General features: G+C 47.4%; 17 protein-coding genes. 10 read left to right on the top strand and 7 right to left on the bottom strand.

Going from position 1 to position 24,581, the window contains the following annotated elements; translation table 11 throughout:
• The first annotated feature begins 13 nt into the window (after positions 1–13).
• Together FW758_RS11610 and tadA are read left to right on the top strand one after the other, a co-directional pair.
• Complete coding sequence (locus tag FW758_RS11610; protein ID WP_446445458.1) at positions 14–3,175, top strand: hypothetical protein; 3,162 nt, start codon at positions 14–16, stop codon at positions 3,173–3,175.
• Between the two features lie 157 nt (positions 3,176–3,332).
• Entirely contained in the window at positions 3,333–3,857 is a 525-nt protein-coding gene (tadA, locus tag FW758_RS11615; protein WP_375164367.1) for a tRNA adenosine(34) deaminase TadA, read from the top strand.
• A gap of 395 nt (positions 3,858–4,252) precedes the next feature.
• Here tadA and mltF read toward each other — a convergent pair whose 3' ends face one another.
• Positions 4,253–5,683, bottom strand: coding sequence for a membrane-bound lytic murein transglycosylase MltF (gene mltF, locus FW758_RS11620; protein WP_427750598.1), 1,431 nt, complete (start codon positions 5,681–5,683; stop codon positions 4,253–4,255).
• Positions 5,684–5,963: 280 nt separating this feature from the next.
• Here mltF and purL point away from each other — a divergent pair, with 280 nt between their 5' ends.
• From purL to cydX, 4 genes are all read left to right on the top strand, one after another.
• On the top strand, positions 5,964–9,845 hold the full coding sequence (gene purL, locus FW758_RS11625) for a phosphoribosylformylglycinamidine synthase (protein ID WP_446445468.1): 3,882 nt from the start codon (positions 5,964–5,966) through the stop codon (positions 9,843–9,845).
• Between the two features lie 1,271 nt (positions 9,846–11,116).
• Positions 11,117–12,673 (top strand): cytochrome ubiquinol oxidase subunit I, encoded by a 1,557-nt coding sequence (locus tag FW758_RS11630; protein WP_006082471.1) that lies wholly within the window; start codon positions 11,117–11,119, stop codon positions 12,671–12,673.
• Between the two features lie 15 nt (positions 12,674–12,688).
• A complete protein-coding gene (gene cydB / locus FW758_RS11635; RefSeq protein ID WP_006082470.1) occupies positions 12,689–13,828 on the top strand; it encodes a cytochrome d ubiquinol oxidase subunit II in 1,140 nt (379 codons plus the stop codon).
• Between the two features lie 19 nt (positions 13,829–13,847).
• Positions 13,848–13,964, top strand: a complete 117-nt coding sequence (gene cydX / locus FW758_RS11640; protein ID WP_446445459.1) for a cytochrome bd-I oxidase subunit CydX — start codon at positions 13,848–13,850, stop codon at positions 13,962–13,964.
• A 257-nt stretch (positions 13,965–14,221) separates the two neighbouring features.
• Here the strand turns inward: cydX and FW758_RS11645 are convergent, their stop codons facing one another.
• On the bottom strand, positions 14,222–16,225 hold the full coding sequence (locus tag FW758_RS11645) for a methyl-accepting chemotaxis protein (protein ID WP_446445460.1): 2,004 nt from the start codon (positions 16,223–16,225) through the stop codon (positions 14,222–14,224).
• Between the two features lie 259 nt (positions 16,226–16,484).
• Here FW758_RS11645 and FW758_RS11650 point away from each other — a divergent pair, with 259 nt between their 5' ends.
• Positions 16,485–16,730: a YdcH family protein gene (locus tag FW758_RS11650; protein WP_446445461.1), complete on the top strand. Its 246-nt coding sequence runs from the start codon at positions 16,485–16,487 to the stop codon at positions 16,728–16,730.
• Here FW758_RS11650 and FW758_RS11655 read toward each other — a convergent pair.
• Positions 16,727–19,795 carry an efflux RND transporter permease subunit gene (locus tag FW758_RS11655; RefSeq protein WP_446445462.1) on the bottom strand — a complete coding sequence of 1,023 codons (3,069 nt, stop codon included), beginning with the start codon at positions 19,793–19,795 and terminating at the stop codon, positions 16,727–16,729. The genes FW758_RS11650 and FW758_RS11655 overlap by 4 nt on opposite strands.
• Positions 19,796–19,797: 2 nt before the next feature.
• Entirely contained in the window at positions 19,798–20,904 is a 1,107-nt protein-coding gene (locus tag FW758_RS11660; RefSeq protein WP_259213079.1) for an efflux RND transporter periplasmic adaptor subunit, read from the bottom strand.
• Positions 20,905–21,043: 139 nt separating this feature from the next.
• Here FW758_RS11660 and FW758_RS11665 point away from each other — a divergent pair, with 139 nt between their 5' ends.
• Together FW758_RS11665 and FW758_RS11670 are read left to right on the top strand one after the other, a co-directional pair.
• Positions 21,044–21,670 carry a TetR/AcrR family transcriptional regulator gene (locus FW758_RS11665; RefSeq protein ID WP_263201371.1) on the top strand — a complete coding sequence of 209 codons (627 nt, stop codon included), beginning with the start codon at positions 21,044–21,046 and terminating at the stop codon, positions 21,668–21,670.
• A gap of 124 nt (positions 21,671–21,794) precedes the next feature.
• Entirely contained in the window at positions 21,795–22,739 is a 945-nt protein-coding gene (locus FW758_RS11670) for a DUF6268 family outer membrane beta-barrel protein (protein ID WP_446445463.1), read from the top strand.
• A 12-nt stretch (positions 22,740–22,751) separates the two neighbouring features.
• Here FW758_RS11670 and FW758_RS11675 read toward each other — a convergent pair whose 3' ends face one another.
• Positions 22,752–23,312, bottom strand: coding sequence for a chalcone isomerase family protein (locus FW758_RS11675; RefSeq protein WP_446445464.1), 561 nt, complete (start codon positions 23,310–23,312; stop codon positions 22,752–22,754).
• Positions 23,313–23,502: 190 nt separating this feature from the next.
• Between FW758_RS11675 and FW758_RS11680 the strand changes: the two genes are divergently transcribed.
• Positions 23,503–23,706 (top strand): hypothetical protein, encoded by a 204-nt coding sequence (locus FW758_RS11680; RefSeq protein ID WP_446445465.1) that lies wholly within the window; start codon positions 23,503–23,505, stop codon positions 23,704–23,706.
• 174 nt (positions 23,707–23,880) lie between these two features.
• Here FW758_RS11680 and FW758_RS11685 read toward each other — a convergent pair whose 3' ends face one another.
• Together FW758_RS11685 and FW758_RS11690 are read right to left on the bottom strand one after the other, a co-directional pair.
• Positions 23,881–24,360, bottom strand: coding sequence for a DUF2947 domain-containing protein (locus FW758_RS11685; RefSeq protein WP_446445466.1), 480 nt, complete (start codon positions 24,358–24,360; stop codon positions 23,881–23,883).
• Positions 24,361–24,417: 57 nt separating this feature from the next.
• Positions 24,418–24,555, bottom strand: a complete 138-nt coding sequence (locus FW758_RS11690; protein ID WP_446445467.1) for a hypothetical protein — start codon at positions 24,553–24,555, stop codon at positions 24,418–24,420.
• Positions 24,556–24,581 lie beyond the last annotated feature (26 nt).

Raw genomic sequence — 24,581 nt, forward strand, 5'->3', positions numbered from 1 at the left:
CGCTATCGGCCCGATGCGAGATCTTATTCGCTCCACTAAGAAGGCGGTTCGCATCACTGGGTTATCTGGTGTTGGAAAGACCAGAATTGTGCAGGCACTTTTTGATGAGACAGTCGGCACAGATGCGCTTGACCGGACTATCGCAGTCTATGTCGATACAGGTGAAAGTCAGGAGCCTTCTGCTACAGCAATGCTAGACAGGCTGATTGCAGTGGGTAAACGGGTCATCATGATCCTCGATAATTGCCCTTCAGATTTACACTCTTCGCTTGCAAGCAAGGTATCGGCCGTAGGCACAATGGTCAGCCTTATCACGGTTGAATATGACATCAGAGACGATAAGCCTCAGACCACAGAGGTCATCCATATAGAAGCGGTAGGGCCTGAGGTGGCTGAACAGCTTCTGCTGCGCCGTTTCCCTAAAATCGGCCAGAATGACGCCCGCCGAATTGCCGCGTTTGCTGATGGTAATGCGAGGGTATCCCTAGCTATCGCCGAGCGGGTTGAAGACGGTGAGAGTTTGGCTCAGCTTTCTGATGCTCAGTTGTTTGATCGCTTGTTTGAGCAGCGCAGAGGCCCAGATGATAGCCTGCGTGAGTACGCTGAAGTACTGTCTCTGGTCTATTCGTTCTCGGTAGCAACTGTTGAGAAAGGCCAAAACGAACTTGAGGTATTGGGTTCGAACTTTGGGTATTCCGCAAGTCAGTTGTCTCGGTCAGTCAACAAGTTGTCAGACCGCCATATTGTACAGAAGAGGGCTTTTTGGAGAGCTATTTTGCCCCATGTCATTGCCAATAAGTTGGCGACATCGGCACTGAATAATTTACCAGTTGCTCAACTCAGAGAAACCTTTGAAGCCCCCGGCCGTCAACGCTTACTCATGTCTTTCGCACATAGGCTAGGGTTGTTGCACGATCATCCTGTGGCGAAAGAGATCGTTGAGATTTGGCTTCAACCCGATGGGTTGCTGGGGCGGATAACCGAATTAAACGATATATCGGCACGAATGCTGGATTATATCGCACCAGTAACGCCAGAAGTTCTGCTCGACAGGATTGAAGCGATACTTATCACCTCTGATTTTAAAGGCATGAAACCAGGTTATAAGTCTCGACGAACGTCAATTATCAATCTTCTGCTATTGTTGGCGTATGAACCGATCGCCTTTGAACGGTGCATTAGGCTCCTCATCCATTTAGCGGACTTCGAAGAGGAAAGCAACAACAATGCTTCTGCGCGAAATCAGATAACGAAGTTCTTTCAAGCATATCACTCTGGCACACACGCATCTTTAGATCAACGCGTTGCGATCATGAATGAATGTCTTTCATCAAGTGTGGCTGGACGTAGGTCGCTGGGTTTTAGGATGCTCTCGATAGCATTAGGGACCCAGTGGATAAGGTTTGGGGTAAACGAGTTTGGTGCTCGCCCAAGAGATTATGGATTTCAACCCAATCACGATCAGCTTGTTCAGTGGCGTAGCGCCTTTATCGACGTTGCTGTCAAACTGGGAACCTCCGGTGATTCGACTCTTGAAGATCTCGCAAGACAGACGCTGGCGAAAACATTTCGAGGCATGTGGCGACAAGTTGCAATGAGGGAAAAACTCATTGATGCAGCGCGCAAGTTACATGCGCATTACCCTTGGGGTGAGGGGTGGAAAGCGGTGCGTTCAACGATCTATTTCGACCATACCAAGCGAGATGGTGAAGATAATATTGAGCCGCTGCCGGACAACCTTGCCGCATTGGAGAGGGAGTTGGAGCCCCATGACTTGGTTTCGGAAATAATGACATATGTGCTCAGTAATGAGCACTACTATTGGACGCTTGACGTTGATTTTGATCATGAAGACACCAACAAGCATAGCGAAGCTGAGAAGCGACTTGAAGCCAAGGCGCTTCAATTGGGTGAGGACTTCGCCGCATCAGAGCATGAGCTTGGCGAGTTGGGGTGTAACCTGTTCTCCAACGATTGGATGCCCTATCGCACTGCATTTGGGCGGGGCTTGGCGAAAGGGGCACATGATTTGCGGGTCAACTGGCAGCAACTCATTGATCAATTGGGACTACAACCCGAAGCTAATAGAGGATTTTCAGTCTTCGGCGGCTTCATTGAAGCTGTAAACTCCGTCGATTTAGCTCTAACCCAAGATCTACTCGACCAGTGCGCCCAACATCCTATACTTCGGCGCGCATTAGTCTATCTACATCCTTTTGGGACATTTACAGAAACCGACCTAGATCGTTGTATGACAATTCTGGATGACCCAGAAATTCACCCGAGCATGTATGAACCAATCCTCTGGCGGGCCGAGTATGCGCATTTGCCTAAAGGCCGTATTATCAATCTCGCTCAACGGCTCCTGAGTAAACCGAATGGTGGTGATGTGGTGCTAGAGGCGCTAAGCATGAGGTTAGATGGTGCAGTTGATACACTTGGTCCCGACTTTCGACAAATAGGTTTAAGAGCTGCGATCTTGAGTCTCTCAAAAAATCATGACGATTATAGCGGTGGCAGGGATTACCGAATGGAGCGTGTGATCAGTGCTGCGTTGCGCTTTAATGGCAATGAGGCCGCAAAGCAAGAGTGGTTGGATACCATATTTACTGTTGTCGATGACAACTATGGTTACATTTATTCATGCGAAAACACCATTGCGTCGACTGCGGCATTAATGCCAGCAGCATTCCTGAATCGTGTTTTTGAGGGCACTGAAGAGCAACAACCTCTGCGACAGTTCTTTATTCTGCATAGCGGATTCGAGCAGTCAATTCTCGCCAAAATCGATGTGGACGTGTTGATTGAATGGTGCAGTGCCAGAAACAATACCAACGTGTGGGCGACTGTAGCGGCGGGTATTAGCCTCTGGGAACCGGATGGAGAACAGGGGGAAGTTATATCAGAGCCGGCGCTCAGACTTCTGGAAGTATCTCCTGAACCTGAAGCCGTTCTGGAGGCATTCGCTGAACGTGTTACTCCTTCATCTTGGTCTGGTAGCAGAGTAAGCGCGATGCAACCTAGAGCGGATGCTATTAGAGGATTACTTGAACATGGGAATCCGAATATTGCGATGGCTGCTAAATCGGTGTCAGCAAAACTGGTTGAGTGGATCGAGTATGAGAAATTGCGAGAACAGCGGGAGGATATGGAGCGCGAGCAAAGGTTTGAATAAAGGTTACTCTATCCGAATTCTGCAGGTCCAATCCCGAGAGAGATGAAAGCCTATTATCTACTCAAGCAACAATCGAGAGGGCTCAATCCTTATCCAGTGAAAGGCGCCAAGTGCGCCTTTTTTATCAGTTATAGGTATAATTGCCGTATTTTTACAGATGAGTGACAGCCTAGTGGACCAAATGAAGTTAGATGAACATTGGATGCAAGTGGCTATGTTGATGGCCGAGAAAGCCGAGGCCGAGGGTGAAGTACCTGTAGGGGCGGTTCTGGTCAAAGACGGCCAGCAAATTGCGACGGGTTACAATTTATCCATTAGCCAACACGATCCTAGCGCCCATGCGGAAATTTTATGTTTACGGGAAGCGGGGCGTTTGGTCGAAAACTATCGCCTGTTAGACGCGACTTTATATGTCACGCTTGAACCTTGCGCTATGTGTGCAGGTGCTATGGTGCACAGCCGGATCGCGCGGGTGGTTTTTGGTGCTCGGGATGAAAAAACCGGTGCAGCGGGTACTGTGGTGAATTTACTGCAACACCCGGCATTTAATCATCAAGTTGAAGTAACATCGGGTGTATTAGCCGACGCTTGTAGCGCGCAATTGAGTCGTTTTTTTAAACGGCGTAGAGAGGAAAAAAAAGCCCTGAAACAGGCTCAAAAGGCGCAGCAAGCGATAGAGTAAACAGTGCTAGAAGTGACAGGATTAATCCTGAGACTGAATAAAAGTAAAGAACAGTTTCTGACGATTCAAAATACGACGATGGCGAACTTTAAGTAAAGTACGACGACGCGCGACAGTATTGCTGATGGTTTTTCTTCTCATATTGACCCCATTCATTGTTATTATCGATGCCCTGCAGAGATGTATTGCAGGTCATAACCCTAAGACAGTAGCAGTTGCACTTGAGTGCAGCAATAGCACTGGTCAGATAAGCTGATCTAAGTGATGTTTTAATCGTAAACCTGAGTTGGATTCAGCCCAGTTAAGCCAGCTTGGATATAGTTTTGACTCTAGCTCTAGCTTCTAAACTCAGCGCCTAGAAACCTAGCTCTAACGCTTGGCTCAGGTAATATAGATTACTTAGGTTGTTCTGGGCTTAATGTTCCAGCGGGAATGGCGGGTTCTTCCGACGCAAGATCGCTCGGTTCTTCCTCGGGGTTTTGCTGTTTCGACTGATTATCCACCCAGACTAATGTGTCGTAGTAGCGGCGAATACTGTCGACGTAATGGACGGCTTCACTGCCACGGGCATAGCCGTAGCGGGTTTTTTGATAGTACTTACGCTTTTGCAGCAGTGGCAGCACTTTCTTTAAATCTCGCCAAGCATTTGGATTTAATTCCATCGATTCGGCCAGCTTTCGCGCATCTTCAACATGGGCATACCCTATGTTGTAGGACGCCAGTGCAAACCACATACGTTGACTCTCGGGAATGGATTCTGGCAGACGATTGATCATATCGTTCAAATAGGCCGCGCCGCCACGGATACTTTCTTCCGCATCCAAACGGTTGGTGATGCCAATTTCTTTTGCCGTAGGCTGAGTCAACATCATCATGCCGCGCACCCCCGTTGCCGAGCGGGCATGGGGATTCCAATGGGACTCTTGATAGCTAGTCGCCGCAAGCTTACGCCAATCTAAATTGCCCGCATGGGTTTCAAATAGCTGACGATAGCGGGGCAAGACGGTTTCGATAGCGCGGATAAATGCCCGAGTATCGACATAATCGAAGCGCTTCACATGGCCAAAGTATTTCTCGTTGAGATGATCGAGCGTGCCAGCCAGCTTTTCTTGATGCCAAAAGGCCAGCAACTGACTCATGAGTTCATCACTGCGGGTCGGCGGCAACAGCCAGACTACATCGAGCTTTTCTTCAAGTACGGGGCCTGAGCGCAGATCGGGTAAGTAGCGGCGGTTGATTTGTACGCTGCTGGAGTCGGCTATGGTGTAGTCAATTTCTTTGTTGGCGATCATAGCCAGCAATTCTTCGCTGTCTTTGTCGGTAATTTGATCCCACACCAGCGTTGGATAATGCTTTTGCAATTGAGTTAATGTCTCGACGAAGGAAGAGTCGGCGATGACAGTGATCTTACCTTTTAGGTCGCTGATGTCTTTGGGTGCTGGCATGCCTTCGCGATACACCAATACTTGATTAACGCGGTACAGCGGCGGTCCTAGGCGGAACTGTTCACGCCTTGCGGGTGTTTCTGTCATGCCCGCGGCAATCAGGTCGATTTCATTCTTTTTAAGGGCTTCGTACAGCTCGGTGCGGTTAGTGTAGGGCACCATTTTTAAGGGCACATCTAAGTATTCTGCGAACAATACCGCCATATCGTAATCGAAACCGCTATCACCTTGGCCCGATGTCATATAAATCTGTGGGCCGTAAAGTGTGCCGACTCTTAACTCAGTTAATTTTTTCGGCACGAATTCTGTTTCGTCCACGGTCACCTGCTGACAGGCAGTCAGTAAGAAACCTAAGATAAGAGCGAACAGGAGTCGAGTCATTAAATGTGCTTATAGTAAATAAAATCAATATTATAGATAGCGAGTTAACAGTGGGGCATGCGTGGTGAACTGGCCGACATTGGTGGGATTATATCCGTTTGTCTGCGATAACGTAAAAAAATCATTCGTGGGGGAAAATGGCGACTTAAAATGGTCGCGTTTTTTATATCACAGGAAACACTGTTTTGCGTAAGGTCACAGGTGATTTGTGGCAGACATTTCCTTATAATAGCGCCACCTCTGACCCCTGCAATAATAAATAATAAGGTGAATAGACGTGATGGAGATCATCCGCGGAGCCCCTGCACTCTCGACGTTTAGGGTGCAAAAGCTGATGGAGGCCTGCGAAAACGCTGCGCTTCCGGTACGCCAAATCTATGCTGAGTATGTCCATTTAGCGGATTTGAGCGAGTTGCTCGATACAAATGAACGCCAGCAACTTGAAAAAATTCTCACCTATGGACCTGCGATAGAAGCTCATATCCCCCAAGGTTCACTCCTGTTTGTCACTCCTCGCCCCGGTACTATTTCTCCTTGGTCTTCAAAAGCCACTGACATCGCGCACAATTGTGGCCTTGGTAAAGTGAAGCGTTTGGAGCGAGGCGTTGCGTATTATGTCGAGTCAGATGCACTGACAGTGGCGCAGCAACAAGCCTTAAATGCGCTGTTGCACGATCGCATGGTTGAAATCATGCTTGATGATTTTGCCAAAGCCGATGTGTTATTCAAACGCACTGAGCCTGCGCCGTTTAAAAGCGTCAATATTCTTGCCGAAGGTCGCCGCGCACTTGAAGTGGCTAACACAGCATTGGGCCTTGCCTTAGCCGAAGATGAAATTGACTATTTAGTCGAAAACTTCGTCCGTTTAGGCCGTAATCCCCATGACATTGAATTGATGATGTTTGCTCAGGCGAACTCTGAGCATTGTCGTCATAAGATTTTTAACGCAGATTGGACAATTGACGGTGAAGTTCAGCCTAAGTCATTGTTCAAAATGATCAAGAACACCTTTGAATCCACCCCAGATCACGTGTTATCTGCCTACAAAGATAATGCCGCTGTGATGGAAGGCTCAGTTGCCGGTCGTTTCTTCCCCGATCCTGATGGGGTGTACAACTATCACACTGAACCTATGCACATCCTGATGAAAGTGGAAACCCACAACCATCCAACCGCCATCAGCCCCTATCCTGGCGCTGCAACGGGTTCAGGTGGTGAAATCCGTGATGAAGGCGCGACGGGTCGTGGTTCTAAACCTAAAGCAGGTTTAACGGGCTTTAGCGTATCAAATTTAAAAATCCCAGGTTTTGTTCAACCATGGGAAGGTAACTACGGTAAACCAGATCGTATCGTTAGCGCGCTCGATATCATGACCGAAGGCCCACTGGGCGGCGCGGCATTTAACAACGAGTTTGGTCGTCCTGCACTGGTCGGTTATTTCCGTACCTACGAGCAGGAAGTCAGCAGCCATAACGGCGTTGAAGTGCGTGGTTACCACAAGCCCATAATGTTGGCCGGTGGTTTAGGCAACATTCGCGAAGAACATGTACAGAAGGGCGAAATCACCGTTGGCGCTAAGCTGATTGTGCTGGGTGGCCCAGCGATGAACATTGGTTTGGGTGGCGGCGCCGCATCATCTATGGCATCGGGTCAATCGAGTGAAGATCTCGACTTTGCTTCTGTGCAACGTGAAAACCCAGAAATGGAACGTCGTTGTCAGGAAGTGATTGACCGTTGCTGGCAGCTTGGTGATAAAAACCCTATCCAATTTATCCACGATGTGGGCGCGGGCGGTTTGTCGAACGCTTTCCCTGAACTTGTGAATGACGGCGAGCGCGGCGGTTTATTCAATCTGCGTAATGTGCCTTCAGATGAGCCAGGCATGAGCCCGCTGGAAATCTGGTGTAACGAATCACAAGAACGTTATGTGATGTCAGTTGCCCCTGAAAACCTCGCACTATTTACTGCAATTTGTGAGCGCGAGCGCGCACCGTTTGCGGTTGTGGGTGAAGCGACGGCGGAGAAACACCTGACGCTTAGCGACAGCCATTTCGATAATAATCCTATCGATTTACCGCTTGAAGTCTTATTAGGCAAAGCGCCTAAGATGAGCCGCGATGTGGTATCAGCCAAAGCGGTATCTCCAGCGCTCGAACAAAACAAGATTGATGTTAAAGAAGCGGTTAAACGCGTACTGAGCTTGCCTACAGTTGCGGATAAAACCTTCCTTATCACCATTGGCGACCGCACAGTAACGGGTTTAGTTAACCGTGACCAAATGGTGGGTCCATGGCAAGTGCCTGTGGCCGATTGCGCGGTCACTGCGGCAAGCTTTGATACCTACGCCGGTGAAGCAATGTCACTGGGCGAGCGTACACCGCTGGCACTGCTTGATTTTGGCGCATCTGCCCGTATGGCAGTGGCTGAATCAATCATGAACATCGCCGGTGCCGATATCGGTTCATTTAAGCGTATCAAGCTTTCTGCTAACTGGATGTCTGCTGCGGGTCACCCCGGAGAAGATGCGGGCCTTTATGAAGCGGTGAAAGCCGTAGGTGAAGAACTGTGTCCTGAGCTGAGTCTGACCATTCCGGTCGGTAAAGACTCTATGTCGATGAAGACCGCATGGCAGCAAGATGGCGCGGATAAAACCGTGACGTCGCCCATGTCATTGGTCATCACTGCTTTTGGCGTGGTGCAAGATATTCGCAATACAGTGACGCCAGAGCTGCGCACAGATAAAGGCGAAACGTCTTTGCTGTTAGTGGATCTCGGTGCGGGTAAAAATCGTTTAGGCGGTTCTTGTTTAGCCCAAGTGTTTGGTGAGCTAGGTGATATTGCGCCGGATCTTGACGATGCTGCACTGCTGCGCGGTTTCTTTGAAACCATGCAAAATCTAGTGGCTAAGAAATCCGTTATCGCTTACCACGACCGAAGCGACGGTGGCTTATTTACCACCTTAGTGGAAATGGCCTTTGCGGGTAATACTGGCTTAGACATAGATGTAGAAGATTTGCAGGGCACGGATTTAGAGCGACTCTTTAATGAAGAGCTCGGCGCTGTGCTGCAAGTGAGCCGCGACAACGCTGCGAAAATTGCCGCTCAGTTTGCTATCGCTGGCGTTCCTTGCCATGTGATTGGGACGTTAGCTGACGATCAACGCATCACCATTAAAGATGGCACGCGTGAAATTTTCAGTGATAGCCGTGTTGCGCTGCGTACTGTGTGGTCAGAAACCACTTATCGTATGCAAGCCATGCGTGATAACCCAGCGTGCGCACTGGAAGAGTTCAAACTTAAGCAAGACGAAAGCGATTTAGGCTTAACGGTTAACTTAAGTTTCGATCCAAGCACTGACGTTGCCGCGCCTTATATTCTTAAAGGCGCTGCGCCTAAGATGGCGATTTTGCGTGAGCAGGGCGTTAACTCCCACGTGGAAATGGCAGCTGCTTTTGATCGCGCAGGATTTGAAAGCCGCGACGTGCACATGTCTGACATTTTATCTGGCCGTATCAGCCTAGAGGATTTCCAAGGTCTAGTGGCCTGTGGTGGTTTCTCTTATGGTGACGTATTAGGCGCAGGTGAAGGTTGGGCTAAGTCGATTCTGTTTAATGACCGTGCGCGCGATGAGTTTTCACGTTTCTTTGAACGTGATTCAAGCTTTGCCCTCGGCGTGTGTAACGGCTGTCAAATGCTGTCGAACCTGAAAGAAATCATTCCAGGAAGCGAACATTGGCCACGTTTTGTGCGTAACCGCTCAGAGCGTTTTGAAGCGCGTTTCAGCTTAGTTGAAGTGCAACAGAGCCCGTCGTTATTCTTCCAAGGTATGGCAGGTTCGCGTATGCCTATCGCTGTATCGCACGGTGAAGGTTTGGCTGAGTTTGCCAGCCCTGAAGCGCTGGCGATTGCCGAAGCGTCAGGCACAATTGCCCTGCGTTTTGTCAATGGTAAGGGTGATATCGCGACTCAGTATCCACAAAATCCGAATGGCTCGCCAAATGGCTTGACGGGGATTTGTACGACTGATGGCCGCGTGACGTTGATGATGCCACACCCAGAACGTGTGTTCAGGACTGTAGCGAACTCTTGGCATCCGGATGCTTGGGGTGAAGATAGCCCTTGGATGCGTATGTTCCGTAATGCGCGAGTGACCTTAGGGTAAGCGAGTAAACTCAGCGGCTTTTATCAGTTTTGAAGGGTAAAAGCGGGTTTAGTTAATCGTAAAAAAGGAGCGATAATTTCGCTCCTTTTTTTATATTTAAAATGCACTTTTATGAAATATCTTGCATTTCAAATCATTAACACTTGTTGCAAATAATCTAATGGATCAAAGTGATAAAACAGCATCTTTTTACGGTAAATACCTATTAATAGGTATGTTGCGTACTTGATACTGAGAGTGACGTTTTATGGGGTTCTAGAGTTGAAGGCAGATTTTATGGCTTTAGAATAGAAAAAGCCCCCACTCTCAAGGAGAGGGGGGCTCGTTTTGCGCTAACAAAACTTCAAATTAATGCAATAAATTTCACGAGTAATTCGGGGAATTATTTCAGCTCATTAGCTGTATAAAGTTCAACAAAAACACGCTTGTAGCTGTTAACCACACGTTCAAATAATTTAGTCATATCGATATCTCCACACCAAAAGTTAATACCTATGTGCGCGAAGTTGGCATTGACTGGGCTACGACACCAGTTCTACCAAATTGTCTCCTTAACACAGGGCATATATTAAACAACTCAGGTTAGCTTCTCAAACGAGAAAAAATACAATTATTCATTATTAAAACTAATGAATTTTAATGCTGTTTTTATATTTTTATTTCTATATGTGGATTTATATATTGATTTTAAAGGTTTTAAATTAATATTTCTCTAAAAACATTTTTAAGTTTTTTAGTTAATTTGTTGCAACATTATTTGTTTGTTAGTTTTTTGGTAGCTTAAGCTGATTTGTGGCGGCTAATCAATAAAAGTATGGGTTTACATTAATTAACGCTTGCTCACTACTCCTGTTTTATGTGGTTGTCAATCCCTCTCAATGGGGAAGTGTGTACCTCACCGCAAAACCCACCTAAACCACTGAGTTTGATTGATTTGCATCAAAGCGAGGTGGTATAAAATAGCCACAAATGAAAACGAATAAATATCTTAACTATCTGATATTTATATCGATGAGATCATTTGATTGATTGAGTGGTAAGGTGTCGGTCTCAGTTACTTGCGATAGTGTGACTCGCGTCTCAATATGCGACGGATATTGGTACTTTTTAGCCCTTGCTGCTTCGAACTAATGCAAAAGATTAAATTTAACGGTTTATACTGATGTTCAGATATAAACACAAAATGAAAACTCACTATCCTACAAAGGCACTTGCTGTGATTAACGCGGGTTTTATCATAGCAATTGGACGCACCAAGTAAGGAGTCACCGATGATTGTTGAAGAGGTTGTTGAGCTATCGCGGTTGCAGTTTGCGCTGACAGCCATGTATCACTTCCTGTTTGTTCCCTTGACGTTGGGGTTGGCATTTTTGCTGGCTATCATGGAATCACTGTATGTGATGACGGATAAACAAATTTATAAAGATATGACTAAGTTCTGGGGTAAGTTATTTGGTATTAACTTTGCCTTGGGGGTTACCACAGGTTTGGCAATGGAATTCCAGTTTGGTACTAACTGGTCTTACTATTCGCATTACGTAGGGGACATCTTTGGTGCGCCTCTGGCTATTGAAGGTTTAATGGCCTTCTTCCTCGAATCTACCTTCGTTGGTATGTTCTTCTTCGGTTGGGATCGTTTCACTAAACGTCAACATTTAGTGGTGACTTGGTTAGTGGCCTTTGGCTCTAACATGTCGGCATTGTGGATTTTAGTGGCAAACGGTTGGATGCAAAACCCTGTGGGGTCAGTGTTCAATTACGAAACCATGCGCATGGAAATGACCAGCTTCGCCGAAGTGGTGTTTAACCCTGTTGCGCAGGTGAAGTTTGTTCACACTGTGGCTTCGGGTTATGTCGCGGGTGCCATGTTTGTACTGGCAATCAGTGCTTATTACATCCTCAAGAAACGTGACTTACCTTTTGCCCGTCGCTCATTCGCGATTGCGGCAAGCTTTGGTATGGCGGCAATTCTATCGGTTATCGTGTTAGGTGATGAATCTGGCTATAAAGTCGGTGAAGCACAGCGTGTTAAATTAGCGGCGATTGAAGCTGAATGGCACACTGAGCCTGCTCCTGCGGCCTTTACTGCGGTTGGTTTCCCAAATCAAGAAACCATGCACACGGATTATGCGATCAAAATTCCTTATGCTATGGGCATTGTGGCAACACGTTCATTGGATGAAGAAGTCACGGGTATCCATGACTTGATTGCTGAGCATGAAGTGCGCATCCGTAACGGTATGAAAGCCTATGCAATGTTAGTGAAGCTGCGTGCGGGTGAAGAAACGCCTGAATTACGTGCGGCCTTCGAAGAAGCAAAAGTCGACTTAGGCTATGGTTTCTTGCTGAAACGCTACACAGATAAAGTGGTCGATGCCACTGAAGAGCAAATTAAAGCGGCTGCTAAAGATTCTATCCCGAACGTAGCACCGATTTTCTGGAGCTTCCGTGTGATGGTGGGTCTAGGCTTTATCATGTTATTCGTATTTGCTGCGGCATTCTGGCAAAGCACACGTCATCAAATCGTCGAGAAGAAATGGGTACTTAAAGCTGCACTTTATAGCTTGCCATTGCCTTGGATTGCGATTGAATGTGGTTGGTTTGTGGCTGAGTATGGTCGTCAACCTTGGACGATTTCTGAGGTATTACCGACCTTTATGTCTGCCTCAAGCTTAACGACTGGCGACTTATGGTTCAGTATCCTTTCTATCACCCTGTTCTACACTGTGCTGCTGGTGATTGAGATGTTCTTGATGTTTAAGTTTGCCCGCATTGGTCCGAGCAGTTTAAAAACTGGTCGTTATCATTTCGAGAACCTAGAAGCCTAAGCAGAGGATTTCATTATGTTTGATTATGAAATATTAAGAGTTATCTGGTGGGCTCTGATCGGCGTACTGTTCATCGGATTTGCGGTTACTGACGGTTTTGACATGGGTGTCGGTGCGTTACTGCCAATCATAGGCAAAGACGATACTGAACGCCGTATCATGGTCAACACTATTGCTCCCCATTGGGACGGCAACCAAGTGTGGTTAATCACAGCGGGCGGTGCGTTATTTGCTGCTTGGCCTATGGTGTATGCAGTGTCTTTCTCTGGCTTCTATGTCGCCATGATGTTAGTGCTGTTTGCCCTCTACATGCGTCCAGTCGGATTCGATTACCGTTCTAAAATCGAAAATCCAAAGTGGCGTAAGTCATGGGATTGGGCCTTGTTTGCCGGCGGTTTTGTACCTCCACTGATCATAGGTGTAGCCTTTGGCAACTTGTTACAAGGCGTACCGTTTGAATTCGACGAGTTCCTACGTGCGACTTACCACGGCGGTCTATTCGGTCTGTTGAATCCTTTTGGTCTACTGGCAGGTCTTGTGAGCGTGAGCATGTTTATGATGCAAGGCGCTTCTTGGCTACAAATGAAGACAGATAGCGAGCTGCGAGTGCGTGCTGCGAAAGCGACACAATTCTTCGCCCTGTTAGTGGCTGTGTTGTTTGCCGCTGCGGGCGTGTGGTTAGCCAATGGTATCGATGGTTATGTAGTGACATCTGTCCTTGACCATAATGCGGTGTCTAACCCAGCAATGAAAACAGTGGCGATTGAAGCGGGTGCTTGGCTTGCCAACTATGACAAATACCCCATCACTATGCTGTTCCCTATCTTAGGTGTGGTATTGCCGTTGTTAGTGATTCTGGTGAGCCGCTTTAACCGTTCAGGTTTTGCGTTCCTATTCAGCTCACTGACTGTGGCTATGGTGATTTTGACTTGCGGTGCGGCTATGTTCCCATTCGTCATGCCATCGTCACTAGACCCTAACGTCAGTTTGACTATGTGGGATGCAACAGCCAGTAAAATGACCTTAGGTGTTATGACTGCTGCAGCTGCGATTTTCGTACCCATAGTGTTGAGCTACACTGTCTGGACTTACTTTAAAATGTTTGGTCGTATCGGCCGTAAGCATATTGAAGATAACAAAGCCTCACTCTATTAGGCATTAAGGAGCATCTGCTATGTGGTATTTTACGTGGATATTAGGGGTTTTGTTGGCCTGTTCTTTCGGGATTATCAATGCCCTTTGGCTTGAGAATACTGAGAACATGGACAGACCGGCAGATGATGCCGAGTAACGTCTAAACTCGATTTAAAAAACCTCGCACTTGCGGGGCTTTTTATTGGGATTTATTTGCTGGGTGAGGCAAGGTTTAGCCTGTGTTGGGCTTTTTTAAAATAGCTATCCTCAATAACTATCTCCTCAAGTCGCTTTCTTGAATGATGCCCCAAAACTGTTGAAATCGCGGCCATAAAAAATGCCACCCAGTGTGGGTGGCATTTGATAAACAACTCATTAAAAATTTGAGCTAGTGAACCCGTCGCGCTAGTCTAATTAGGCCTTAAACTGGCTTATTTGGCGTTTTAAAGCCGCGGCTAAGGAAGACAGTTCATTGGCTGAATGTACGGTTTCAGTGGCACGGTGCTCGCCCTCATTTGCTAGTTCACTGATCTGATGCAAATTGTGGGTGATTTCCTCTGCAACACTGCTTTGCTGCTCAGTGGCGGAGGCGATATTGCGTGAACTAATGGCGAGTTCACCAATCCGGCGGGTGATTTCCTTGAGCTGCTCGCCGGTTGATTCGCCCTGTGCTGCGGATTCCATGCCTAATTGATGACTCTGACCCATTTGCTCTGTAGTGCTTTTCACTTGGGTTTGCAGCTTTCCAATGGTTTGGCCAATTTCTAAAATGGATGATTGGGTACGCTGAGCTAAGATTCTCACCTCATCGGCAACGACCGCAAAACCTCGACCTTGATCGCCTGCGCGCGCTGCTTCAATCGCCGCATTGAGTGCCAGTAAGTTTGTCTGCTCGGCAATGCTGTTAATCACTTCAGTGACTTTACTGATGGCTTCACTTTCGTGACTGACTTTTTCAACCGACTGATGACTGTTACTGAGCTGTTCACTGAGCTTGAGTAAATCTTGCACTACTTTAACTTGTTGATCTTGGCCTTCTTTGGCTGCGGCATCAACTTGTTGACTCTGAACTGCGCCGTCTTGGGCATGATTCGCCACATCACGGATAGAGGTCGACATTTCTTCAATGGCAGTAGCAATTTGATCCGTCTGTAGCATTAAGGCCTGAGCTTCTTCGCCATTCTGTTTGGCGATACTTTGTGCCTTAGAAGCCTGCTGCTCTAAACTCATCACCGAATCCTGCAGGGCAATGATTAACTGCCTTAACTCTGAGGACATGGTCGATACGCTGGTGGTGATGCGATCAACTTCGTTTTGACTCTGTGGTTCCGATGGCGCTAAGTGATGACTAAAATCGCCACTCCCTAGCCTTTCCATATGCACTTGTAGGGCATGTAACGGTTTAAGTGCACGGATTAATACTACTGAAAGCAGTGCCGTGATCAGCGCAATCCCTGTGAGGGCAACGATAGCGTTGATAGTGAGTAACTGCATACTTTCTTCATTGAGCTCACTCGCCTTAACTTGGCCTACCAACATCCAATTCCAGCCGGTTACGGTTTGGCTATAGGCAAACATAGGCTCATTTTTACTATTGATATAACTGTACTCAGAATCATCTTTCGTGGCCTCAGCCACACTTAACCCATCGAGCATACTTTCGGTGATAACGTCGCCCGCATTAAATTTAGGATGCGCGACAAGTACATTGTCCGCTTTACGCACTAACAGAAAATGACCGCTTTCTTCTAGGGTGAGTCTGTTTACTGCGTCTTGTAATTGTTTTAACGAGCTGGTGATGTCAAAGCCAATATATAAGATACCAATGACTTGGCCTTGGACGTCCTTAACTGGTCGATAGACTGTCATATAGTCTTTGCCGAAGAGTTTGGCGTAGCCTTCGTATTCTTGGCCGCTTATCAGCGCTTGATAGCCTGGATGCGTTTTGCCGAGGAAGGTGCCTAGTGCACGGCTACCATCGGCTTTTTTGAGTGAGGTCGACACCCGCATAAAATCATCGCCATCACGCACGAATACCGTTGCCGTGCCGCCTGTCAGGTTAGCAAAACGATCGACTTTACTTTTTGAGGAGTTAATTTGTTCTTGTTCGTGCATGAGGGCGGGGGAGCTGACTCCCATCACATTGACGGTTTTATTTGGTTTACTAAATTGCCCTGGATACATTTCCTTAAACACATCGGCGTTGCGCCTTGCAAGCTGCAAAAGGCTATCGTATTGCAGTTCTAACATGTCTGAAACGGCTCGCATTTCGGACTTCATGGCACTCATGCCTTTATCTTCTAATACATTTGAAGCGGCTTTGTAGGAAACGGTACTGAGTATGCCGAAAATGGTGAGTGTGAGAATAAACGCGAGGGCACCTATTTGTTTTGCAATAGGCCAATTTTTATAATTCATCGTACGATCCTATAGGTAACGGTTACATCAATGTAGCCTAAGTCTCACTCCATGGTCTTGATATGGGTCTAGTATTTAAGCAATTGTATAGTCAATTCTTTGATATTTTACCAGTTTTAGACTTGAGTTAATGAATTCATTCCACAGACATGTCGGCAGATAAAAAGTCCTGCTAACTGGCCGTATTGTGATGGCATGGACTAAGCTGCTTAAGGTGAATGGAGTTCATTGAGTCAGAACCATTATAGGGGAAGTGTATATGCTAGGTGAGAATCATGCGTTAGTTTATGAGTTTCCTGATTTTGTCGATCAAATTAAGCATCTAAAAGTCAATAATAGCGCCTTTGCGACTATGGTCAGTCGTTACCATGAGCTCGATAATAAAATTAGGGCACTGGAGTTGACTAAAGTGCCCACCGCCGATGAGCACTTTTTAGCGTTAAAATTAGAGCGGTTAAACCTCAAAGATAAACTGTATCAATACCTAGTCCACGATGCGATTTAAGCTGGAATGGCGGACTGATTGTTCGCCTTACGGGTTTTCATCAACAGTAAATACATAGTCGGTACCCAAACCAGAGAGAGCAAAGTCGTCAGCAGCGTGCCGCCCGCGATAGCAATGGCAAAGGGAGGCCAAAATCCGCCGCCAGCAATGATAAGTGGGATAAATCCGCCCACTGTGGTGATGGTTGTCGAGCTGATATGGCGACCACAACTGCTGACGGTTGAGACTATGGTTTCCATATCGCCGAGTCTGGCACTCGGCATATCCTCAAGTTCGGCCAAGATCACTATGGCAGCGTTAATGGCCAGTCCCATCAAGCCTAGCAAACCTATGATGACAGGGAATCCAAAGGGATAGCCGAACACAAACACGGCTAATAGGCCAAGCCCGGCTGATTGTATCGCGCTCAACAAAATGATGGCCGTGAGCCTAAAGGAGTTGAACGACAACACCACAGTGGCCAATAGCAAGGTGACGACTAACATCACATTGGACAGTAAATTGCCGACCGCTTCGTTACGTTTCGCGCTTTCACCGCCGATTTCAATGCGATATCCCGATGGTAGCGCGAGTTGAGCCACTTTATCTTTGACATCGTTAAGCACTTGGGCGGGTAACACACCACTGACAATATAGGCTTCTATGGTATTCACCCTTTGGCCGTTACGTCTTGGAATGGCGCCGCGGCTCACTTGCACTTCGTTGTGGGCGAGGGCAGCTAGCGCGACTGACTCACCCGAAGGGGTCACTAATTGAATTTCTGAAAGGCGGGTGACTTGTTCGCGAGTGCCATCACCGAGTCGAACTCGAACGGGTAATGACTCCGTTTGCTCAAGTACGCTGCCCCCGATAACGCCCGTGGTCGACATTTGGATCTGCTTGGCAATATCCGTCAGACTTAAACCACTCATTAAGCTGGCATCTTCATTCACTTGCAGCCACAGCTTAGGCGCACCGGCACTTAAGGTTGCTCGGGTATGGAGTACGTCCGGCGTTTGCGCGAGGATATTGCGGACTTCGTCGCCCAGCGAACGCAACGTATCGAGATTTGGACCGAAGATCATCAATTCTACCGGCGCATTAAAGGGCGGACCTTGCTCGAGTTTTCGTACTAGCACTTGTGCCTCGGGGAAAGCACTGTCGAACTGCTGTTGTAATTCGGGGATCAGCTCATTGGCACGTTCAAAGTCGGTCACTTTCACCATGGCCTGTGCATAGTTAGTCGCGCCTTGTTGGCGTTGCGTCAAATTGTAATAAAATGAGGGCGTATTGCCGCCCACCACCCAATCGACTTGGGTTATCCCATTGACGATATGGAGCTTTTTATCCATCAGCTGCACTTGATTCAAGGTGTTTTCTAAACTCACATGGGGCGCAAGATAGACTTCAATTTGGAACATGTCCCTATCCGATGGCGGAAAGAATTGCTCTGTCATCTTGCCCGAGGCGTAAAAACCTAATACTGGCGTAATGCCGATAAGCAGCGCACTGAGAATAGGGCGTTTAAGGGCGATTCTGAGGCTCGCTTGAAAATATTGGCTCACCAGTGGGAGGTTGATCCCGTGTTGATACCAGGCATCATGTTTGCCTTCATGGCTAAATCGTCCCGCGAGTCCCGCAATTATCGTGTGGGAAATCAGGTAAGAGCCGAGCAGCGCAAACATCACTGACATAGCAATGCCACCGACAAACTCACCAGCGGCACCGGGCATCAGTACTATGGGCGCAAAGGCTAAAATCGTGGTAATCGTTGAACCTGCTAAGGGCAGCCAAAGATGGTGTATGGTTTCACTCACTGCGGCTAGGCGGCTCATCCCTTGTTGACGCCGTTGTGAGATGGCATCAACAATCACAATCGCATTATCCACCATGATCCCAAGGGCGACGACGAGGCCAGTCACCGACATTTGATGTATGGGCAGGCCGATATATTTCATGCAGGCCAAGGTAAATAGTGCTGTAAGGGGCAATGAAATCGCCACTATGATGGCGTTTCGTAGTCCTAGGGTGAGTAGCAATACCAGCAAGATGATCACAAACCCTTGCAGCAGGTTTACCACGAGTCCGCCAAGGCGATCACTGGTGTAACTGTTTTGCTCGAATAGCCATTGGATCTGGATATTGGCGGGCACTTCGCGATTAAGTTCATCGACGACGCTATTCACTTGTGCTTGCCAGAGATCGACACGGCTATTGTTAAGCATGCGCGCGGCGACAAAAACGCCTTGTTCACCATCGACTAAGGCTATGCTGTCCGCGGGCGTTTTGGCTTGGCGAGTGACAAGGGCAATATCCCCAAGGCGAATAATTTGGCCTTGGTTATCAATTTTGAGTGGCACTTGGCGAATGCGTGTTAATGAGTCGAGTTCGCCCGAGACTTCGACTAAGGCGCGAAACTCACGATTGTTGATTTCACCCGCAGCAATTTTACTGTCGGCGCCGCTGAGAATATGGGCGATGGAAGCGGGAGTGAGTTGTAACTGGCTCATCTTGTTGCCGTCAAGCTGCACTAGCATTTCTTCGGTCGGTGCGCCGTAGAGTTTGACAAAATCCGTGCCCGACAGCAGCCTGAGCTTGCTCTGTAATTCCTTCGCGTAGCGGTTGAGCATATCGACTCGAACGGGCGTATTGCTATTCCACACTAAGCTTAAAATGGCGGTGTAGGCATAACCAATTTGATCATCGAGTGTCGGGGATGGTATGCCCTCGGGCAGATTGATTTTCGCATCGGCTAATAAATCCCGCGCCCGAGACCACACGGGATCTGTCTCCATGACTGTGTCTTTTAATTCTAACTGTATGACTGAAATCCCCGGCCGAGAGGTCGATTGGATCAGCTTGATTTCTTCTAAGCGTCTGAGCTGATTTTCGAGCACTTCAGTGACTAATGCTTCGACCCGCTCAGCCGAAGCACCGGGGTACGGGGTGATCACAGAGGCGAAACGGTTAGTTATGTGTGGATCTTCAGTGCGCGGCAGACTCGAGATAGCGCCAAAGCCCGCGACCAGTAATAGTGCAATAACGAGGCTGACTAAGCGGCCATTTTCAACAAAGGCTTTAATCATAACTACCTCGTGGCTGCGGCAATAGGAGACACAGCTTGGCCTACGACCAGCTTATGGAGTCCTTGGCTGACATAGATTTCATTGGGCTGAATCGCGCCTTGAATGTAGGCCATGTCTTGGGTGGTGTAGAGAATTTCCACATCTCGTCGCTCTATGATGGATTGCTGTTCATCCTTTGCGATGACATACAGATTCCATAATCCGCGAATGCCATCCGTTAGCGCTGAAATTGGTACCCAATACCCAGCTTGCTCAATTTGCTGCTGTTGATGCAGATACGCAATTTCACCGTTAATCACACGGGCATCTTGGGGCAGGCTGATCCTTAGTTGTAGGGTGCGACTGATGGGATTCACTTCGGCGCTGATACCGGCAATTTCGGCGGTAAAGGTTTGGTCTTGCACGCTGACTTGTACTTTCTGTCCGGCGTGAAACTGCTCCGCTAACGCGACAGGTACGCCAATGTAGGCTTCAGGATTGATATTGCCCACTAAGGTGAAAATGGGGCTACCCGCAGTAACCACTTCGCCCAAGTTATGCAGTCTTTGGCTGATGGTGCCGTCGAAAGGCGCCACTAAGATGGATTTATCGAGCTTAAGTTGATTGGCATGCTGTGAGGCAAGTAGGCGGTTTTTTGCCGCGGCTAAGCTATTTAATTGTGAGCGGTTTTCATCTAATAGCTGCTCAGAGACATAACCCGATTTTTTCAATTCTTGATTACGTTTTAGAGTGCTGGTGGCCAGATCAACATCGGCTTGGGTTTGCGCCAGACTCGCTTGGATTTCCTGGCGCTCGGCTTCGAGTAGTCGGGTATCGAGGATGGCCAGTATTTGACCTTGCTTCACTTTGATGCCGGAATCGGCCTGTAGTTCGTTTAACTTTCCTGCCAGTTCAAAGCCGACGCCAGTTGTGTTGCCCGCACGGATAGTCCCCGTGAAGGTCTGCTCGTGCTGATAGCTTGGGGTCAGGATCAACGCTTGGCTCGTGACTGTGGGCAGTACGGTTGTCGTGGCGTGTTCAGTGACTTCCTTTTGACAGGCGGATAATGTGACTAAAGCAAACACGCAGACGCTGATAGTGCGCCAAGAACGTCGGGCAGTTCGATCCATTTTAAGTGCTTCCGCTGTAAGTTAAACGTTAATACAATGTAACTAGACTTGCTAGTCTAGTTGTGCGAAACTAGACTGTCTAGTCTATTTTGTGCTTAACTAATGCCAATTTATTATGTCTATCTATTCGAGAGTCGATATGACGCATTCCTCTGAGACGCAGTTACCTCTGAGCCGTAGCGAACAAAAACGTCAGCAAGTGCTTGTAGCTGCTATTGATTTATTTTGTCGTCAAGGGTTTCCCCATACCAGTATGGATGAGGTTGCCAAGCTTGCGGGCGTGTCGAAACAAACCGTCTATTCCCACTACGGCAGCAAAGATGAATTATTTGTTGCTGCAATCGAATCTAAGTGTGTCGGCCATGATCTTAATGATGATTTGTTAAGCGATCCCACTAAGCCTGAATCGGCATTAACTCAGTTTGCCCTGCAGTTTGGGGAGATGATCGTCAGCCCTGAAGCTATTACGGTATTCAAAGCCTGTGTGGCGCAATCCGAAAGTCATCCCGAAGTGTCGCAGTTGTTCTTCGACGCGGGCCCGAAACATATAGTGGGATTATTAGCGGATTATTTAGTGTCAGTAGAAGCCCTAGGGCAATATCACTTCGGTAATGCGCACCATAGTGCGGTGCGTTTATGTTTAATGTTGTTTGGTGAGCTAAAACTCAAATTAGAATTGGGCTTGGCAGCCGATGAACTCGTTGACGATAGAAATGAGTATATTTTGGGTTGTGCAGACATGTTCCTGAAGGCGCATCGGGTTTAATAAAACTTGCACAATATAAAAGTATCATTTTGTATCTGAATATTGAAAGCATGAACCTTTTAGCTTGATAGCGCGTATTATGCGCAAAAAAATCTGTTAATCATTTTAAATGCAAGGAGCTGATGTGGCTAATCGAGAACTCTCACCATCGAGCGCAAAACTGCGCCTGCTGAAAAGCGCTGTATTACTGTTGCCGTTAATGAGTTGTGCCGCTATTGCAGCGGATAAACCTTCGCAGGAATACAAGCCTTTTAGATTAAGTGTCGCGCAGATCAGCACCCAGAGTGCCGAGGTTGCCAATGGTAATACTGAGCTACAAAGGGACAGTTTATTACTGAGTGCAGGGATGAATGTTCCGTTAAATCAGCAATGGTCTTTGGGCTTTCGTGTGGGTTACGACAGGCTGGATTATGATTGGCGCAATATCACCCTCACTGGCGCTAACAATGTCGCCCCGCTTTTTGGTACCGACGGGCAGAATTGGGATCATATCAATCGTTACCGTGCCGGAGTGTCGTTAAATTATCGCATGGATAAACATTGGGCCTTCTTTTTAGCGCCGCAGATCCAATATGCTTACGCCGATACTGCATCGGTCAGCGAAGCCCAGAGTTACGGTATTGTGGCGTCTGCAATGTATGCATTTGATTCGGGGAATATGATTGGCTTTGGCGTCGCGTATCTTAATGATATCGATGAAGTTCGCACTGTGCCATATCTCGCCATGCGCTGGCAGATAGATGAACATTGGGCACTCGCCAATCCTTTCCAAGCTGGTTTTAGTGGTCCTGCAGGATTAGAGCTGAGTTATCGATTTAATTCCGATTGGAATGTCGGCTTTGGTAGTTCGCGTCGTACTGAGCGATTCCTTATCGAAGACGATGACACTGTGGTAGAAACGAACGAATGGGTGAGTTATTTACGTGGCGGTTGGCAGGCAACTCCAGCATTAACAGTGAATCTTTACGCCGGTTATTACTTTGATGGTGAGTTAGAAGTGACCGACCAAGCTGCGCTTGATATGGATAGCCAAGGCGCTGCGGCCTTGGATATCGAATTCAAATTCTAACGTTAATGTCAGTTATTTGCCTAGCATGGCCTCTTTGAGGCTTTTCTGGGCTGGCTTGTCACCTAGCCAAATTTTTAACAGTGCTTGACGGAACATTTCACCTTCGATGGTGGCTTGTTCCTGACCATTTTTATAGGCCGTCACGCCGCGGGCTTTATTGGCGACTAAGGTAAATTGGTCACCTTCTTTAATTTCTTCGTTAAACAGCGCCATAAATGCATCGATTTGCGGTTGAATATCGGTGGTGTTTTCTGCGGTCGCGTGCTCAAAACCTTCGGTGATCGCATCGCGCATTTTTTCTGAGGTGATCATGCCAGAGGTAATGTTAAGGCGGATTGCCGCAATCGGAGCATCGATAACCGCTGCCGTGCTATTCAAGGCCGCTGGTAAATACAGACTGCCCACATATAAATCCATAAAGAACTTACTGCGAACGCCCGCGCCATTAAGCTGTAATGCTTGGCTATCTAACGTCACAGTATCGGCGACTTGCAGACCTGATACTTCTTTGGCCATTAATGTGTGGGGTAATAACAGCGCGCTGGCTAGGGTAAGAGTGGAGAGTAACTTCATAATACACCTCATTTTCTATTTTAATTATTGGGTTTCATACCAATCACAATAAATATCTAATCAGTTCAGAGCCTCACAGGCATCCTAATCCAAGGCGCATTGACGTAGAAATGGTTATTCCCTTTTAAGTCAATGCAACACCGGAGTCGGATGCCTGTGAGGCTCCCGAAGGGCGGCTGATGTTAACGGCATGGCAACGCGCTTTATACTGCGTTCAAGGCTTTCGACAGAGCACCACTATGCCTTCAAGCCTTCGCCTTGTCTAAAGCGCGTTGAACTCCCTCTGAATGAACAGATATTTAATACGATTGGTATAAAGCAGATTTTTATGAGTATTTACAGCAGAAAGTTGACCCCAACTTCTCAAATACTCGACACCGAAAATGGATGTTAATCTAAAGAAGAGGGGAGAGATAGGCTAATTGTGCCAAAGCATCATTCGAAAATGGTTAAATATGGCATACTCATCATTAAGTATGAGCATGCCAACAAGATGACTTATCGCGTAAAAGTATTGACGTAAAACTATCGGCGGCAAATCATCCGCGTTAAACTCTCTGCGTGAAAATTATCCGCGAGTGCCTAGCTTGTACTGACCACTCTGTTCGAACATCACAGCTTGTTTCTGTTTTGGTGAGATCAAAATTGGACCGTCGTCGAAGAAGAGAAAACACTTCCAATTACGGACGAACACATCCCAACGAGTTTCAATAATCTGATATTTTTCATAGCAAAAATAGACGGTTGTCTCATCGGGCCATTGAATGAACTCGGCTAACATGTCGGGTAAACAGCTATCTTCACTATCCCAAGCACTCTGCCAATGATCTGTTTCCACCCAAGCATCAGCCTTCGCCGCCCAGTCTCCCTTAGTAAATTGCTCCGCACGATTACTCTTGTTGCTGATCCATTGATTCCAGATTTCCATCGCACTTTTATCTGTTAACGGCAGGATATGCGCCTTGTCCTCGTCAGTGACAGGCAAGTCTTTGTGGTTGAAAATCCACTTACGGCGGTAAGTTTCTAAAGGTATATAGGTATGAGCCAAACAAAATCTCCTAGGATATGCAGATGCGCAATGCTGAAACGAGGCTAATTATACGGTCTAGCGGAGCAATAGTGAAATCACCGAACACGAATATTCGAGTTCGGCGATCTTGAGCGGGTGTATCCCCAGCCAGCTAAAGGTATTTTGCTCGAGTCGTTTATCATGTAGCCAAAATCCATTGCTGGTCCACTGCAATATTTTCAGCTAATGCGCTGGCGGTT

Source organism: Shewanella sp. 1180_01, assembly GCF_052850535.1.

Excerpts from the sequence above, each read along its gene's own strand:
- cydX (WP_446445459.1), top strand. The coding sequence starts at position 13,848 with ATGTGGTATTTTACGTGGATATTAGGGGTTTTGTTGGCCTGTTCTTTC.
- FW758_RS11610 (WP_446445458.1), top strand. The coding sequence starts at position 14 with ATGCGAGATCTTATTCGCTCCACTAAGAAGGCGGTTCGCATCACTGGG.
- FW758_RS11665 (WP_263201371.1), top strand. The coding sequence starts at position 21,044 with ATGACGCATTCCTCTGAGACGCAGTTACCTCTGAGCCGTAGCGAACAA.
- tadA (WP_375164367.1), top strand. The coding sequence starts at position 3,333 with ATGAGTGACAGCCTAGTGGACCAAATGAAGTTAGATGAACATTGGATG.
- purL (WP_446445468.1), top strand. The coding sequence starts at position 5,964 with ATGGAGATCATCCGCGGAGCCCCTGCACTCTCGACGTTTAGGGTGCAA.
- FW758_RS11650 (WP_446445461.1), top strand. The coding sequence starts at position 16,485 with ATGCTAGGTGAGAATCATGCGTTAGTTTATGAGTTTCCTGATTTTGTC.
- FW758_RS11660 (WP_259213079.1), bottom strand. The coding sequence starts at position 20,904 with ATGGATCGAACTGCCCGACGTTCTTGGCGCACTATCAGCGTCTGCGTG.
- FW758_RS11630 (WP_006082471.1), top strand. The coding sequence starts at position 11,117 with ATGATTGTTGAAGAGGTTGTTGAGCTATCGCGGTTGCAGTTTGCGCTG.
- cydB (WP_006082470.1), top strand. The coding sequence starts at position 12,689 with ATGTTTGATTATGAAATATTAAGAGTTATCTGGTGGGCTCTGATCGGC.
- FW758_RS11645 (WP_446445460.1), bottom strand. The coding sequence starts at position 16,225 with ATGAATTATAAAAATTGGCCTATTGCAAAACAAATAGGTGCCCTCGCG.
- FW758_RS11680 (WP_446445465.1), top strand. The coding sequence starts at position 23,503 with ATGGCAACGCGCTTTATACTGCGTTCAAGGCTTTCGACAGAGCACCAC.
- mltF (WP_427750598.1), bottom strand. The coding sequence starts at position 5,683 with ATGACTCGACTCCTGTTCGCTCTTATCTTAGGTTTCTTACTGACTGCC.
- FW758_RS11655 (WP_446445462.1), bottom strand. The coding sequence starts at position 19,795 with ATGATTAAAGCCTTTGTTGAAAATGGCCGCTTAGTCAGCCTCGTTATT.
- FW758_RS11675 (WP_446445464.1), bottom strand. The coding sequence starts at position 23,312 with ATGAAGTTACTCTCCACTCTTACCCTAGCCAGCGCGCTGTTATTACCC.